Origin of the sequence: Paenibacillus ihuae (assembly GCF_001368795.1) — a bacterium.
GTDB classification, from domain to species: domain Bacteria; phylum Bacillota; class Bacilli; order Paenibacillales; family Paenibacillaceae; genus Paenibacillus_AQ; species Paenibacillus_AQ ihuae.
The window spans coordinates 3,892,170-3,906,847 of sequence record NZ_LN831198.1; the positions used below are offsets into that span (position 1 = coordinate 3,892,170).

Genomic DNA, 14,678 nt, shown 5'->3' on the forward strand with positions numbered 1-14,678 from the left:
TGATCGCCGCACTCCTGTCATTTTTCAGCTATGAGCTAATTTCCTATTATCAGCGGAAAACGACCATCCAGGCAACGGAGTTTAATCTCCAGCTCGTCTCCCATATTATAGAACAGGATTTGCTGAATCTGTCCGCACTCGCGATGACCAGCAGCACCAATTCGGCGACCAATACCTTGCTTACCGACTATTTTGGCTCACCGCAGGCCAAAGCCAGAGACGCACTTAATGTCTTCAACTCCATGCAGGAGGATTTCCGGATCAACCGCTCCAACAGCTATGTCCGCCGCCTGATAGTTACAGACAATAAGGGAAAGTTCCTGCAGGTGGACAATTCCGTCAGCACATCGGTCCCGCTCACTATCCATAATATCGGACAGATTACCGGACTGAACAATAATGAGGCTGTAAAAGAATACGATCAGGTCATTAAGGACCCGCTCTCCACCTCGGTTGGAATTCCATATATTCTACCGGTCTACGGAGAGAGGGCAGCACGGATTGGAACGGTCTATCTGCTCGTCAATACGTCCGTCATCACCGACAAGCTGAGAGGCTACTCCCTCCCTGAGGATTCGCGGCTGCTGCTGACGCTGGGGGACAACCATTATCAGCTCATTGGCGACAAGGTGCAGGACATCGGAGCGCCCTATGAACCGGTTCCTTACACGGATGATGAGCCTGTCGGGCCGCAAACCAAGCTGTCCACCCTCCGGCTGGAAGACGGGGAGCAGACCATCGCCGTGTCTTATCCGGTACGCAGCGGAGTGGTGCTGTCCCAGACCCTGTCCGGCAGCCAGTTCGCCCCCAAGGCAAGCATCTGGATTCCGATTATGCTGGGCGTATGTTTCATGGTTCTTGTGCTCAGCGGCATTATTACCGTGTATCTGACCCGGACGATCAGTCTCCCTGTGGAGAAATTAAAGAAGCGGATCGACAAAATCGCCCAGGGCAACTTCCTGCTCGACCGGAATATCGAATGGAACAGTGAACTCGGAGATGTCGGCAGAGGGATCAACCGCCTGTCCCAGGACATTACCGCATTAATGGACAGCCGGCTGGCTGACGAGAAGCAGAAGCAGGAGCTGGAATACCGGATGCTGCAAAACCAGATCAACCCGCATTTCCTCTACAATACGCTGAATTCAATCAAATGGATGGCGACGATTCAGAATGCGACCGGCATTGCTGAAATGACCACTGCCCTGTCCAGGCTGCTGCGCAGTATTGCCAAGGACAACCGGCGGCTGCTGCCGCTGAAGGACGAATTGAAGCTGCTGGAGGATTATTTTCTGATCCAGAAATACCGCTATGGCGGTACTGTCTCTTTGGAGCAGACAATTTCAGACGAGGTGCTGCTGTCAGGCCTGATTCCCCGCTTCACCCTCCAGCCGCTCGTGGAGAACGCCATTTTTCATGGGATCGAGCCCAAGGGCAGAGGAGATATCATGATCACGGTGCAAAAAAGCGGCTTCGCCGATATTCTGGTCACCATTGAAGATAACGGTGTCGGTATGCAAGAGGAGCAGATCGCGAAGATCCTGTCCGAGCGGGAGGAGGGCTCCACAGGGCTGTTCGAAAATGTCGGGCTCCGCAGTGTCAATGAACGCCTGCATCTCGCGTTTGGGGAGCCTTACGGCCTTTCGATCGAGAGTGAACCGGGGCAGTATACACAAATGAAGATTCTGCTGCCGTTCCTGCTGAAGGAATAACCCGGAATCCAGAGTGAGGAAGTGATGAGCTTGATCAAATTGCTGATTGCCGATGACGAAGCGCTCGTCTGTATCGGCTTGCAGTCCATGCTGAAATGGGAGCAGTATAACATAGAGATCGTTGGAATCGCGCATAACGGGGCTCAGGAGGAAGAAATGATTGACAGCCTCCGCCCGGATATAGTGATCAGCGATATTAAAATGCCGGTTAAGAGCGGCCTTGCCGTTGCAGATTCGGTACGCAAAAAGTACGGCCGGCTTCCGCTGTTCATCATCCTGACCAGCTACGAAGATTTTGAATATGCACGGGCAGCCATCGGAGTCCAGGCCACCGATTATCTGGTGAAGCTGGAGCTGACGCCGGACACACTGGCCGCATCTATTCAGCGGGCCATTACGCTGCTGGAGGCTTATCAGACGCTGGAAAGCTATCCGAAGCTCGTCCACCGCGGCAATCTGCAGGCCCAGCGTGATAAGTTCTTCATCCGGCTGTTCAATAACCTGTTCGAGAATAAAAACCAGTATCTGCTGCAAAAAGAGGATTTGGACCTTGACCTCAGCGGCCCTGCCTATCTGGTCTGTACCTGCCGTATTCTGGGCCCGGACAGTGTCCCGCCGCGCGGGGATAAGCTGGTAGCCCTCTGCTCAAGCACCGTCCAAATGGCCAAGGATACCCTTACATCCACCAGGACCTGCTATGTTACGAGCCTGGATCTGCGCAACTTTGCCGTTGCCCTGCCTGTCTGCGGAACCGATCCGATGGGGTGGATGCCGGACACCCAGAAGCTGCTGGCCGATATGGCCTCCGTCCTCCACAACTATTTCAATGTAACGATTATCGGTGCGATTGGCTTTGCCGTCGAGGACCCTTATCTGCTGCGGGAGAGCTATCTCGCGGCCCGCAAAGCACTGCCGGCAGCGGTGAAAGCACAGTCGTTCGTATTCTTCGCCGAAGGGGAGCCGCTGGAACAGGATTATCCCCTGTTCGATTTCTCCGAATCACGCAGCGAGATCCGCCGTGCGTTTGAAGAAATGGACACTCAGGCGCTATACGCCATTATCTCGAAGATGATCGAGATCTTCGACGGCCGCTCCGACCTGCTGGTTCCCGCCACCGACGCCGCCTGCAATATTCTTTATATGGCTACCTCCCTGCTTGCGGACGGGGAAGAGATTGTAGAGCATATTTTTGAGCATGAACCGGAGGGCTACCGCGCCATCTACCAGATGCATACGATTGAGGAGATCGCAGGCTGGCTGATCACGTTCCGTGACGGCTGCTCCGCCATCCTCTCCACCAGAAGACAAAGCTACAAGGAGCAGATCGTCAAAAATGTCCAGGAGTACATCAAACGGAACCTCGGCACCAAGCTCTCGCTCAATCAGGTAGCCGATGTCTTCAACTTCAGCCCCAACTACCTGAGCCATCTGTTCTCCAAAATCGCCAAGGTCAATTATGTGGAATATATCACCGAGACCAAAATTACGGCTGCCAAAGAAATGATGCTGCGCGGCGAGGGCCGGATTTATGAAATCTCGCAAAGATTGGGCTACGAGAGCGCCTTCTATTTCAGCAAGGTGTTCAAGAAGGTCACCGGCATGTCCCCCCGGGAATATATGCAGCAGATAGAATCAGGCTCTCAGCCTGAGCGCAGCCTCCAGGAGAGAAGCCGCTCCTGAGCTCAGGCGGTGGCCCTTGTTTTTAGAGCTTGATTGACGGGCTCCACGAACGAACCGTTGTTCCAATCGCTGTGCTCTCCAGATTTTATTTATTTTCCTTAGCGGTAAATATCCGGAGAGCAAGGCGACCGCTAACGCTTTTCCACAATCGTTCCGTTCTCTCCGCTGTTTAAGCGGTAAATGTACTATAAAACACGAAAGATCCGAGTAAATCCCCCTTCGTTATTTGCGCTTACTTTGTGCTTCAAATCACCCTGTTCCTCCAGCAAAAAGCCGTATAGTTAGGGAATTAGTACCCGTAATACCCTATAATTTTCCTGATAGGAGGTCAATAATTCGATGAGGAAGTATATCCCTAACCAGCATGGTGCCTGGGCCATACTCATCCTTCCCTTTCTGTTACTGACAAGTGGAAATGGCTTTGCCGTCTTTTTTAGAGGACGGTCCCATTTCCGCGAGAAATAGAGGGATTCTTTATCAGGTAAAACAAATATATTCTTATATTTTCAAAAAAACGCGAGGATGAAGCCTCATGCCAGGACCATCACTACGCCAGCTTCACGCCCAACATGCCATTCATCAGAGCGGGCTGTCCGGTGCTGTAGCCAAAACCGAAGAAGTGGAGGAGCTGCTGGAAGCGGGGGAATTTGAAGTGGCGCGACAGGCCGCCGATCATTTAATTGAGTACTGGGAGACGCGGATTCTCAGCCATGAATTATTGCGGATCATCGTAAAAGATGTGAAAGCACAGCTCTCAGAAGAAGGCCTCACACCTGAGGTTCTTCACCAGTTCCATACGCTGCTGGTGTTGAACGCCATTCATAGCCGGGAGGAAGAACGTCTTCTGTTTGAGGAAGCGTGACCTCGTTCTGCTGCTGCAAAATGGCCCGCAAATCATCTTTGTTGACCAGCAAATCCTGCAGAGTGTATTCATCCAGCACCTGCAGATAGGCTTGAAGGGCTCTGCCCAGCACACCTTTAAGACCACATACCGGGGAGATCGGGCAGCTGCCGCCTGCAGGATTGAAGCATTCGACAAGATAAAAGTCGTCTTCCATCCGCCGGACGACCTCCCCGATGTTTATATCTCCGGGTTCAAGAGCCAGACGTATACCTCCCCTCCTTCCTCTTACCGTTTCTATGTATCCCGCCTTTCCTAATTCGTGCGAGACCTTCATTAAATGATTTTTGGATATCTGATAAGCATTTGAAATATCCTGTATAGTTGACAGCTCATCACGCTTTTTCGCTCCAAGATAGATGAGAATCCGCAATGAAAAATCAGTGTACAACGTCAGCCTCATATTTATCTCCGATCCCTAGGTGTAGTAAGTGATATTTATTACAAATACTATCATAAGTATTGTCCAATTTGTTAAAGTGGTATTTTAAATATATCTTTTAATTTAAAATGGGTATATATTAATTTTGTAATAATTGAGAGGGGATGAACATTATTTTATCACAACAAACGCGTGACATTGTCAAATCTACAGCGCCAGTCCTGGCAGAACATGGAACAACAATTACCTCTGTCTTTTACCGGAATTTGTTCGAAGCCCACCCTGAATTATTGAATGTATTTAACCATGCCAACCAGGCACAAGGCCGCCAGCAGGCGGCACTCGCTAATGCGGTATACGCAGCGGCCGTCCACATCGATAACCTTGAGAATATTCTGCCGGCGGTAGTCCAGATTGCACACAAGCATGTCAGTCTCGGCATCAAGCCGGAGCATTACCCGATCGTAGGTGAATTTTTGCTGAAGGCGATTAAGGAAGTGCTGGGTGATGCGGCTACGGATGAGATTCTTACTGCCTGGGAAGAAGCCTACGGTGTCATCGCTGATGCCTTTATCGGTGTCGAAGACAGCATGTATAAAGAAGCACGCGAGCAGGAGAACGGCTGGAACTTCTTCAAACCGTTTACTGTTGCCCGCAAAGTACAGGAGAGTGGAAATATTACATCGTTCTATCTGAAACCTGCAGACGGATCTAATGTACCGGATTATAAAGCAGGCCAGTATATCTCTGTACGTGTGCTGATTCCAGGCGAAAAATATACAATGATCCGGCAGTACAGCCTTTCCCAGGCTCCAAAGCCTGATGAATTCCGTATCTCCGTAAAACGTGAAGAAGCGAATGATCCGAATGGCGTTGTATCCGTATATCTTCACAATCAGGTCAATGAAGGAGACACCCTTGAGGTCAGTGCCCCTGCCGGTGAATTCTTGCTGGATGCCACCAAAACTACACCCGTTGCGTTCATCTCCGGCGGCGTAGGCATTACACCGATGATAAGTATGTTCGAGACCGTTGCCAATGTAACGCCGGACCGGCCGACGGTCTTCCTGCACTCTGCACGGAACGAAGCGCTCGCCGCTTTCACGCAGGATGTGGAGAAGCATGCAGCAGCCATGAGCAACGTCAAGACCAAAACCTTCTTCTCCGGCGGCCCGGACGGCGTCATTACAGGAGAAACCCTCAAAAATTATGTCGACATTACCGGTGATGCCTATGTTTGCGGTCCGGTGCCCTTTATGGAAGCCATGATCCGTGAGTTACATGCACTCGGAATGAAGGAAGAACAAATTCATTATGAGTTTTTCGGCCCGGCCCTGCAGCTGGACAATCACTAATTCTGTGAGTCTGGTCACCCAGCCTCCTTTCCCGCTTGCGTTATGCTTTCTGTAAAGATGCCATTCTATGGCGAGTAAGGTTTACAGGAGGATGCACTTCCTTGGCTTCAGCAGCAAGGGTTATGCCATCCATCAGATTAAAGAGGTCCGTGATTTTGTAATCAATGTGCCGGACCGGTCGATGATGGACGCCATCAGCTATTGCGGATCAACTACCGGTTATGACCTGGGCAAATTTGATAACGTAAATCTGACGCATGTAAAGTCACAATCCGTTAACGCTCCCGTGATCCGGGAGTGTCCAATCTCCATTGAATGTACACTGTCTGATATTATCGAACGTGAGCAGTTCAAAGGCATGACCAATATCCTGGCCCAAATCAAAGGCAGATTGGTTGCCAAGGACTATCTGAACGATGACGGCGGGCTGCAATCCTCGGAATTCGACAATGTGTTCTATATCGGGGATGGACATCAGAAGGGATTCAGATATATGCAGTAGATTGAAAAAAGCACACAGGCCGCTTCCCGGATCTAAGGTGATCCAGGGGCGGCCCGTGTGCTTTGTAACGGGAAAGAAGCCATTTATATAGTACGGCAGCATGATTGTGTATGGAGTCTTTGGCGGCATACACCAACGTAACTTGTTGTTTCAGCGCCCGCTCATTAATCTTCGCAGCAAGTCTTTCGCGTTCCGGCTCCTCCTCCAGTTCCCGGATATAGCGGTCACTGAATTCCCCGATCCGTTCCGGCATGTGGCCGAACCATTGGCGCAGCTTCGAACTGGGGGAAATTTTCTTCATCCACTCGTCGATTGCGGTCTGCTGTTGCCAATCCGGCACGATATCGCAGAATCAAAGGGAAAAATCCCGTTGATTTCACCAATTCGGAGCGTCATCGCAGAATCAAAGGGAAAAATCCCGTTGATTTCACCAATCCGGCTCGTCATCGCAGAATCAAAGGGAAAAATCCCGTTGGTGCAGCCGATGGCTTAATCAATGTACTTCTCCAAGGATGGGCGGTTCTTCACAATCAGCTGCTTATTTCCTACCAGCTCAATGAGGCCCAAATCCTCGAAGATGGCAAATTTACGGCTGATCGTTTCCCGCGTAACGCCCACATAACTGGCCAGTTCCTCACGGGAGAGAGGCAGCTTAATATGAATGCCGCTGCTGCGCGGTTTGCCGTACTTGTCACTCAGCTCCAGAATCATATAGGCGATGCGGATTTCCGGGTCCTTGGTTGCGAGGCTCTGGGCAAGATTCTCGGTATGGGCCAGCCTTTTGGAGACGGTCTTCAGCAGCTTGATTGTAATATCCGGATTCTCCGAGATCAGCTGCTCCATATCATTTTTGGTCAGCATGCAAATACTTGTATCGGTCAGCGCATATGCACTGAAATTGCTCAGCTCTTCGCTGTTGAATATATTCAGTTCGCCAAAAAATTCTCCGCTAGTCAGCACATGCAGGATTTGTTCTTTTCCCTGAGGCGTCATTTTTGACAGCTTTACCTGTCCCTGCTGAATGATATACAAGGTGTCTGTTGGCTGCTCTTCAAGCACTAGCGCCTGGCCTTTGCCTACTTTCCGGTGTCTGATCATGGCGCTGATCCGCGAGAGCTCCCCATCGCTGAGCGATGCGAAGATAGGCACTTTACGGGTACAGGGCTCCCCAGCGTTCTGGCAGGAATGTTCCAACATTCATATCCCTCCTGGTATCTCTACTGATCTTGAAGCAGGCACAGCTTCTTAAGAAGCTGCCCCTTTATCTGGTACTGGTGCAAAATGGGTCGTATCTTCGCCGCAGACCGGACAGACCCAATCCTCGGGCAGATCCTCAAAAGCCGTACCTGATGCAACATCCTCATCCGGATCGCCTAACGCCGGATCGTAAATATAGCCACACGGCAAACAAATGTATTTTTTCATAGTAGTCATCTCCTTCAAATTATTCAATTAGTTCTGTAATCTGGCCTCGACTTCAGACATGATTTCCCCGAGGGGGCGATTCGCCAAGTCTATGCCTGTGAGGCTTATATTCTGCTCAATTGCGGATTTATAGGTTAATGAAGCTGCCGCACCTTCCCAGGAGATGGCCCCGGTTAATACGCTGTCCTTCACAAATATTCTGGTGTACACGCCGTTAACTACTGCCGAAGCAGAATGGTCGCATTGACTCTCATCCGTATTGCCGATGGAGAACAGTGAAATGCCAAAAGCGTTGAACAAGGTGACCGGTATGGACTTGCGGTAAGCAGCGGGCTGCATGGCCGCCATGTTGCCTCCGGCAACCTTCCCCTGCTCCATGGCTCCGCCCCATAAGCCTTCGACCTGACCGTCCAGTTCGGCAAGATCTCCTGCAGCGTATATATGCGGAGCACTTGTCTCCAAATGGGTGTTCACAACCACGCCGGAGCGTGTGCGGATCCCTGTTTCTTTTACCAGGTCAGTATTAGGAACAATGCCTATGGAGTACACCACATGCTCGCAGGGTATTGCCGCCATGTCATCAAGGGTCACGCCTGTAACAGCCTCTGTTCCATTAATTGAGGTGACTCCGCGATGAAGTTTGACCTGCACTCCGGCCTGCTCCAGGGTCAAACGCAGCTGATCTGAGGAAGCTTCATCCAGCTGTCTGGCCATCAGCCGCGGGGCTGCTTCTACAATGATCACTTGATAGCCGGCTTCATGCAGTGCCCAGGCCGTCTCCAGCCCCTGAACCCCTCCGCCGATAACAACGATCCGTTGTCCGCTTATGAGACTTGCTTTTAGCCCGTCCGCATCCCCTAACTCACGGATCGTGTGGACATTCTTCAGTCCTGCCCCATCCACCGTCAGCGCCCGGTTTCTCGCGCCCATGCAGAGCAGCAGCTTGTGATATGAGGTCAGCTTACCGTCTGCGGTCTCCACCTGCTGCCGCTCCGGATGGATGGACATGACACGGCTCGAGGTCTGAAGGGATATCCGGTTGTCCCGGTACCATTTCTCCTTCTTGATCAGCACCTTCTCGCTGTGCAGGTCACTGAACAAACCTTTGGTCAGCTTGATCCGGTTGTAGGGCAGATGCTCCTCCTCGCCAAAGATAGTGATCTCTGACTCCGCATCCTGATCACGGATCGCCTTGGCGGCATGAACTGCCGCGACTCCGCTTCCGACAATGACGTAATGTTTAGACATATCAGTACTCCCCCTTAGAATGAGCTCAGCAGCAGATCGGAAACAAAATCAGCGGCATTTTTAATTTGCTGCGTCTTATCGGCATCTTTGGGCGAGAACCGGACCCGGATCGGGAATTCCACATGCGTCATTCCGGTTGATTTGATTACCTCGGAAGTACTTTGTACCGTCATATTGGTTCCGTTCAAATAGTCCTGAATCACCTCAATGGCTTCACCGCTCCAGCCGTAAGAGCCAAATGCCGCTGCAAGCTTGCCTTCGAGATTCATCTGCTGCAGCTCTTTCAGCAGGGGTTCCAGATTACCGATCATGTCTGCATAACGGGTCGAGCTGCCGATAAAGACGGCATCCGCTGCGGCGATACTGTCCAGAATCTCTGACATTCCGCTTTTGTCCGCATCCCAGACTGCTGTTTCAATCCCGTTTGCCTGCAGGGTATTCTGCAGAATGCCGGCCATTTTTTTGGTGTTGTTTTTGAGTGTTGTGTACACGATAGCTGCTTTTTTACCCTGTGTCGTCTCACGGCTCAGCTCGGCGTACAAATCAATATATTTGCGGACATCTTCCCGGATAATAAATCCGTGCGAAGGGGCGATCATTTCGATTTCCAGATCCTTAACGGCTTCAATCAGCGTTCTTACATATCTTCTGTGCGGATGGATAATGGCATTGTAGTAACCCTTGAAGTCCTCTGTAATGTCGAACCCGGCTTCATCGCTGAACAGCTTCCCGACAGCAACATGTGTGCTGAATATATCGCAGGGGAACAGGATTTTGTCTTCCACACAATAAGTGATCATCGTCTCTGCGGTATGAAGGTACGGTGTTTCTTTGAACAGCAGCGTCTTGCCGCCAATGTCCAGCGTATCTCCATCCTTCACAACCAGGAAGTTGCGGGCATGAAGCTTGTACATTTCCTGAAGCTCCGGCACAGCAATCTCTGTGCAGACAATCGTGGCGTTAGCCGCCCGGGAAGCCAGTGCTGCAAGTCCGCCGGAATGATCGGGTTCGGTATGGTTAATCACAATGAATGAAATGTCCAAAGGATCGATCAGCTTTTCCATCTGGTCCGCATATTCCCGGCCAAATTCCATATCCACGGTATCGATAACAGTCGGCTTGCCGGTTTTCAGCAGGTATGAATTATAGGTGGTACCTTTGCTCAGTATAAGACGGTGGAAGGGAACCTCCCGGTTGTCGATTTTGCCTACCCAATACGTATCTTTTGCAATCTTAATTTCAGTGTTGTTCATCTGTTTGCCCTCCTGATTGATAATGTTTATCAGCAACCTCATTCTATAATGGCCGCCAATTCAAAAGGAGGATTTGAATCAAATTTTGAAAGTTTCAAAAACAGATGTCCATAACCTGAATATACACTATGGCTGAAAAAGCGTTATGCGTCTGGTCACCTTAGGTGCCGGGAGTTGTTGGATTCACATCTTACATTAGCAAAAAGGAGGGGCTTCTAAGCCCCTCCTTAGGAATGCTGGCGCTGCCAGACACCATTAGCTCGCAGTCCCCTGCACCAGCTGATTCTGATACATCTCAATTCCTGAACTCTAGTATTCACAGCATCCAGCTTACTCTGCACCACCGAGAAAATCGGTGTTGAGAAGCGGATCAATACGACTAGAACTGCAAACGGCCATTCCCGGTGAAACTACCGGAAGCGGCCGTACTTCTTTTTATATCATTTTATTGTGCATCAATATCCTGCGATTCCAAGAAGTAAGCTTGAAGCCGCCGGGCCAGCTCGTCGTCCGGTAAAGGATTACGGTGCGTATTTTCCAGATAAATATACTTTTCGGTCTCCGGCATCAGGTATTCTTTGTACCACAGGAAGAAATCGGGGCTGTCACCGTTCATCCGCAGCACCCGTCTTAACGTATCCATGTTCTGCACCGTGCTCTCGATGTTCGTCAGCCAGTCCGCCCGGTAGAAGCGGTCCCATTTCCCGTACTCGGAACCTCTCAGCGCATCAAGCCCCTCCTGGTACCTCCACATGGATTCTGAGGCATAGACAAAAGCCTGCGGATAGCGCTGACGGCTATATTCCCCGTAAGAACGGCACAGCCAGTAGAAGCCTTCGCAGCCGGACAAATGAAGCGCACCGTGGAACCGGAGCTGGTCGGCGGCTCTGCGGCTGTCTTCCCCTTCAAGTCTCATGATGACTTCATCGCAGCGTTCAAGCCAGGCCCGCCACTTCCCGATGCCTGCCTCAAGCCGCGTCTCAAACCCCTTAACCTGCTCTGCAAAAGGTACGTCCCCTACCGCCCAGATCAGACCCGGGTCCGGCTCAGCTTCCTTATGCTGCAGCCAGTGGCCGATAATTCTCCTCGCCGGATGATGGTAATACTCGTCACCGGCCAGATCGTCGGCATTCGGCCCATAAGGAAGAGCGGCGGCGGAGTAGCTGCGGTACAGCTCCTCCAGCTCTTCTCGGCCGGATGCGTAATAGCTGCTCACGAATTCACTCAAATGCTTATCTGTATCGATTTCACCTGCGGTCCACAGCTCCCGCAGAATATCCAGCGGATAGATATGAGGCCGGATATTCCCGCAATTGACCAGCACATATTCGTCCGTTCCCGCAGCAAAGGCTGTTTCCAGCTCCTGCTTCAGGAATGCGGCCGAACCCGGGAACATCGTCAAATGGTTAGACGCCTGCAAATCATGGAAGGTCACATGATAGTACAAGCCATGCTTGCCCCCGTCACCGCCAGCAGGCAAGGCAGGAATCCGCAGATTCAGGTTATTATGTCTGCGTGAAACCATCCGGCCGTAGCCGTTATCGGCCCATACCTGAATCACACCGTCGGGCAGATCTATGTATCCGCCTTTATACAGCTCTGAGATTTCGCCATATAGCGCTACACAGCAGACCGGGTTTGGAACCGCCGCACTGATCATCTCATACTGTCTGCGGATGACCTTGCTGATCATGGCTCCGCGCTTCTCAGAGGTGTCGAAGGAAGGATCTTCGATCCAGAACGGCTTGTCTCCCTGGCCGCGGAATGACAGCACCCACAGCACGTTCATGTCCTTCTGCATCTCGATCGCTTCAAGCCACAGATTTTCGAATAGCTCCGGCTCACTTTGATAGCTGGCATGCTTGCCCGGGTAGGCACGCAGGAACATCTCGGCTCCAAGCGGCTCGGCATGATGATGCGTCACCCACAGGCCCATCTCAGATGCCAGCTTGTAGTGAATGCCGTCTCTGGGCAAATCGGTACCGGGGATAACCATGTTTCCGCCGCAGCGCAGCAGCGCCTCAAACACCGGCTCCCACACTTCACCAGTTGGCGGATAAGGCTCCTTCCAGCCGATCAGGCACACTTCATCATTAACGAACCAGCCCCGGTAGCGGACCTTCGGCTGCGGAGCATCATAATCTTCGCACCGGATACCGATTTCCTCCTGCCTTACAATCGTCTGGTCCATCCAGAACCAGAACGGCTGAATGCCCAAATATCGCCGGCTGAACTCAAGTATGCCGTAGACGATGCCCAGCTCATCACTGCCGACAATGTTCAGTTTTCTTTCGGAAGCGCTTCCTTCAAAACGGAAACAGAACGCCTCCGGACGCGCTTCTAAGCGGTCTTGTTCTTCAGCCAGGCGGATATGCAGCTGTGCGGTTTCGGGTCTGTCTGTTACCATTTCGGGCTTCGAGCCGAGAACAGCCTGCAGATCTCTCGCGAGTATCCGGAGCGCATGCTTCACCGGTGAAGTTAGTACTGGCGGTATTTGCAAACGTACCCGTCCCCGAAGCTTCAATTGTTCATTGTCTTTCTCACTCAATTGCCCATCATCCCTTCATCTTCACTATGGAATATCGAAACGGCTTGCTGCCGGCCCATCCGGGATCCTTCTCCTAAAACGCTTTCACAGTTTCTTAGGCCTTAATACTTCCCTCATTTGTATTGCCCCTTTATCTTGATATTGTGCTATATGTCTTTCAACTTCGCAAGCACGAAGTGATCAACCACGGCTTGGAACTATTGCCGCTTTCAACCTTATATTCAGAAGAACGTCTTTATGGCCGTAATTCGTCACCTAATTGCACATTGGGCAATTTTGCACTTTGGGCAAGATTATGTTTTAATGGAGAATAGTATTATGGTGTTGTCTTTGATCAATCCAGGAAAGGAGGGGATATGAAACTTGAATCCCAAGCTCACACTGCGCGACAAAAAGAAGGAAGCTACCACTTATGCTTTGGCCGAGGCTGCCTTTGAACTGGCCCTTGTGCAGGGGATGGACGGCTTCATCGTTGACGATATTGTCCAGCAGGCAGGCGTTTCCCGGCGGACCTTTGCCAATTACTTCTCGTGCAAAGAAGAAGCGGTAGCGGCGTACTTTATGAGTAGTGCTTCGAAAGAGGATCAGAACATGCTGTTGGCAGGCTTGCCTCCGGACGCAATGCCGCTGGATGCCTTATACTGTCTCCTTAAGCTGCAGTTCACTTCTGCATTTCTGCATAAACTGCGGCAGTTTGTGTCGCTGGCGAATCAGTATCCCACGCTTGAGCCTTATATTCTCAGCGTATTCCACCGCTTACAGATTGCCGCACAGGAGGTACTGGAACAGTTCACCCACGGGCGTTACACCGACGGATATACCCACCTGCTTGCCGGTGCCGTCTATGGGGCGTTCATTCCTATTATGGACGGTCGGCTCAATGTACTGCTGCCGGGAGAAGCACAGGATGAACGCTCCAGTGCCATATCGTTCGATCATTATTTGAATTCGATGTTTGGTTATTTACGAAAAGGCTTCTAAACCAGAGATAAAAAGGAGAAACCATCACATGTCCACATTTCTGTACCGATTGGGAAAATCGGCGTATTCCAAACCATGGGTTTTCCTCGCCGCCTGGATCATCATTCTCGGCGTTGTAGGCGCCCTGCTCGGCATTAATGGCATCCAGTCCAGCTCCGAAATGAAGATTGAAGGCACTGAATCGCAAAAAGTGCTGGATATGCTGGCCGATGAACTCCCTGCTGCCGCCGGTGGCCAGGCGAGTGTCGCCTTCACTGCTCCGGACGGAGAACGTCTGGACACGCCGGAACGGGTAGCCCTGCTCCAGAAGTCTATCAATGAGGTCTACAGCATGGAGTATATTATCAATCCTGCTAAGCTTGCCGCCGAGGCCGCCGCTGCTGCGGGTCAGGCTGCCGGTGCTGATCCTTCGGCTGCGGCCGGGCAGACAGATGCTGCCGGCCAAGCTGCTGCTGATCCTTCGGCTGCGGCCGGGCAGACGGCTGCTGCCGGCCAAGCTGCTGCAGCTCCTTACGGCCCGCTGCTGGCTGACGGTGTTCCGGTTCCCGGTGTCATGCTGTCCGCAGACGGCAGCATCGCACTGTTCCAGTTCCAGTTCACCGTTCAGCAGACGTCCCTGCCTTCGGAAGTGCCGGATAACGTCATCAAAGCCGTGACAGAAGTCGAGCAGGCAGGCTCAGGCATCACTGCT

Annotated in this window: 12 protein-coding genes and 2 pseudogenes; 7 read left to right on the forward strand and 7 right to left on the reverse strand. The window is 51.6% G+C overall.

Features of this window, described 5'->3' with window-relative positions:
• The 3 genes from AQR02_RS17995 to AQR02_RS18005 form a co-directional block, all read left to right on the forward strand.
• Positions 1 to 1,712: cache domain-containing sensor histidine kinase (locus AQR02_RS17995; protein ID WP_245237535.1), on the forward strand; the 1,712-nt coding region annotated here is incomplete at its 5' end.
• 30 nt (positions 1,713 to 1,742) lie between these two features.
• Positions 1,743 to 3,392, forward strand: coding sequence for an AraC family transcriptional regulator (locus AQR02_RS18000; RefSeq protein WP_054941654.1), 1,650 nt, complete (start codon positions 1,743 to 1,745; stop codon positions 3,390 to 3,392).
• 532 nt (positions 3,393 to 3,924) lie between these two features.
• Positions 3,925 to 4,254 (forward strand): hypothetical protein, encoded by a 330-nt coding sequence (locus AQR02_RS18005; RefSeq protein ID WP_054941655.1) that lies wholly within the window; start codon positions 3,925 to 3,927, stop codon positions 4,252 to 4,254.
• Between the two features lie 16 nt (positions 4,255 to 4,270).
• Here AQR02_RS18005 and AQR02_RS31460 read toward each other — a convergent pair.
• A pseudogene (locus tag AQR02_RS31460) lies at positions 4,271 to 4,696 on the reverse strand (RrF2 family transcriptional regulator); the annotation flags it as partial.
• Between the two features lie 152 nt (positions 4,697 to 4,848).
• Between AQR02_RS31460 and hmpA the strand changes: the two are divergent.
• Complete coding sequence (gene hmpA, locus AQR02_RS18015) at positions 4,849 to 6,030, forward strand: NO-inducible flavohemoprotein (RefSeq protein WP_054942153.1); 1,182 nt, start codon at positions 4,849 to 4,851, stop codon at positions 6,028 to 6,030.
• A gap of 67 nt (positions 6,031 to 6,097) precedes the next feature.
• Positions 6,098 to 6,532: a flavin reductase family protein gene (locus AQR02_RS18020; RefSeq protein WP_108722021.1), complete on the forward strand. Its 435-nt coding sequence runs from the start codon at positions 6,098 to 6,100 to the stop codon at positions 6,530 to 6,532.
• Here the strand turns inward: AQR02_RS18020 and AQR02_RS18025 are convergent.
• From AQR02_RS18025 to AQR02_RS18050, 6 genes are all read right to left on the reverse strand, one after another.
• Entirely contained in the window at positions 6,516 to 6,833 is a 318-nt protein-coding gene (locus AQR02_RS18025) for a DUF488 family protein, N3 subclade (RefSeq protein ID WP_054941658.1), read from the reverse strand. The two genes, AQR02_RS18020 and AQR02_RS18025, sit on opposite strands and share 17 nt — an antisense overlap.
• A gap of 188 nt (positions 6,834 to 7,021) precedes the next feature.
• A complete protein-coding gene (locus AQR02_RS18030) occupies positions 7,022 to 7,729 on the reverse strand; it encodes a Crp/Fnr family transcriptional regulator (protein ID WP_054941659.1) in 708 nt (235 codons plus the stop codon).
• 48 nt (positions 7,730 to 7,777) lie between these two features.
• The gene (gene rd / locus AQR02_RS18035; protein ID WP_054941660.1) at positions 7,778 to 7,957 is read right to left on the reverse strand and encodes a rubredoxin; all 180 of its coding nucleotides are present in this window, start codon (positions 7,955 to 7,957) and stop codon (positions 7,778 to 7,780) included.
• A 27-nt stretch (positions 7,958 to 7,984) separates the two neighbouring features.
• On the reverse strand, positions 7,985 to 9,205 hold the full coding sequence (locus AQR02_RS18040) for an NAD(P)/FAD-dependent oxidoreductase (RefSeq protein WP_054941661.1): 1,221 nt from the start codon (positions 9,203 to 9,205) through the stop codon (positions 7,985 to 7,987).
• Positions 9,206 to 9,219: 14 nt separating this feature from the next.
• A complete protein-coding gene (locus AQR02_RS18045) occupies positions 9,220 to 10,458 on the reverse strand; it encodes an FprA family A-type flavoprotein (RefSeq protein ID WP_054941662.1) in 1,239 nt (412 codons plus the stop codon).
• Positions 10,459 to 10,903: 445 nt separating this feature from the next.
• Positions 10,904 to 13,006 carry a glycosyl hydrolase 115 family protein gene (locus AQR02_RS18050; RefSeq protein ID WP_082451897.1) on the reverse strand — a complete coding sequence of 701 codons (2,103 nt, stop codon included), beginning with the start codon at positions 13,004 to 13,006 and terminating at the stop codon, positions 10,904 to 10,906.
• Positions 13,007 to 13,369: 363 nt separating this feature from the next.
• Between AQR02_RS18050 and AQR02_RS18055 the strand changes: the two genes are divergently transcribed.
• Both AQR02_RS18055 and AQR02_RS34560 read left to right on the forward strand, forming a co-directional pair.
• A complete protein-coding gene (locus tag AQR02_RS18055; RefSeq protein WP_054941663.1) occupies positions 13,370 to 13,987 on the forward strand; it encodes a TetR/AcrR family transcriptional regulator in 618 nt (205 codons plus the stop codon).
• Positions 13,988 to 14,015: 28 nt separating this feature from the next.
• Positions 14,016 to 14,678: pseudogene (locus AQR02_RS34560) on the forward strand (MMPL family transporter); the annotation flags it as partial.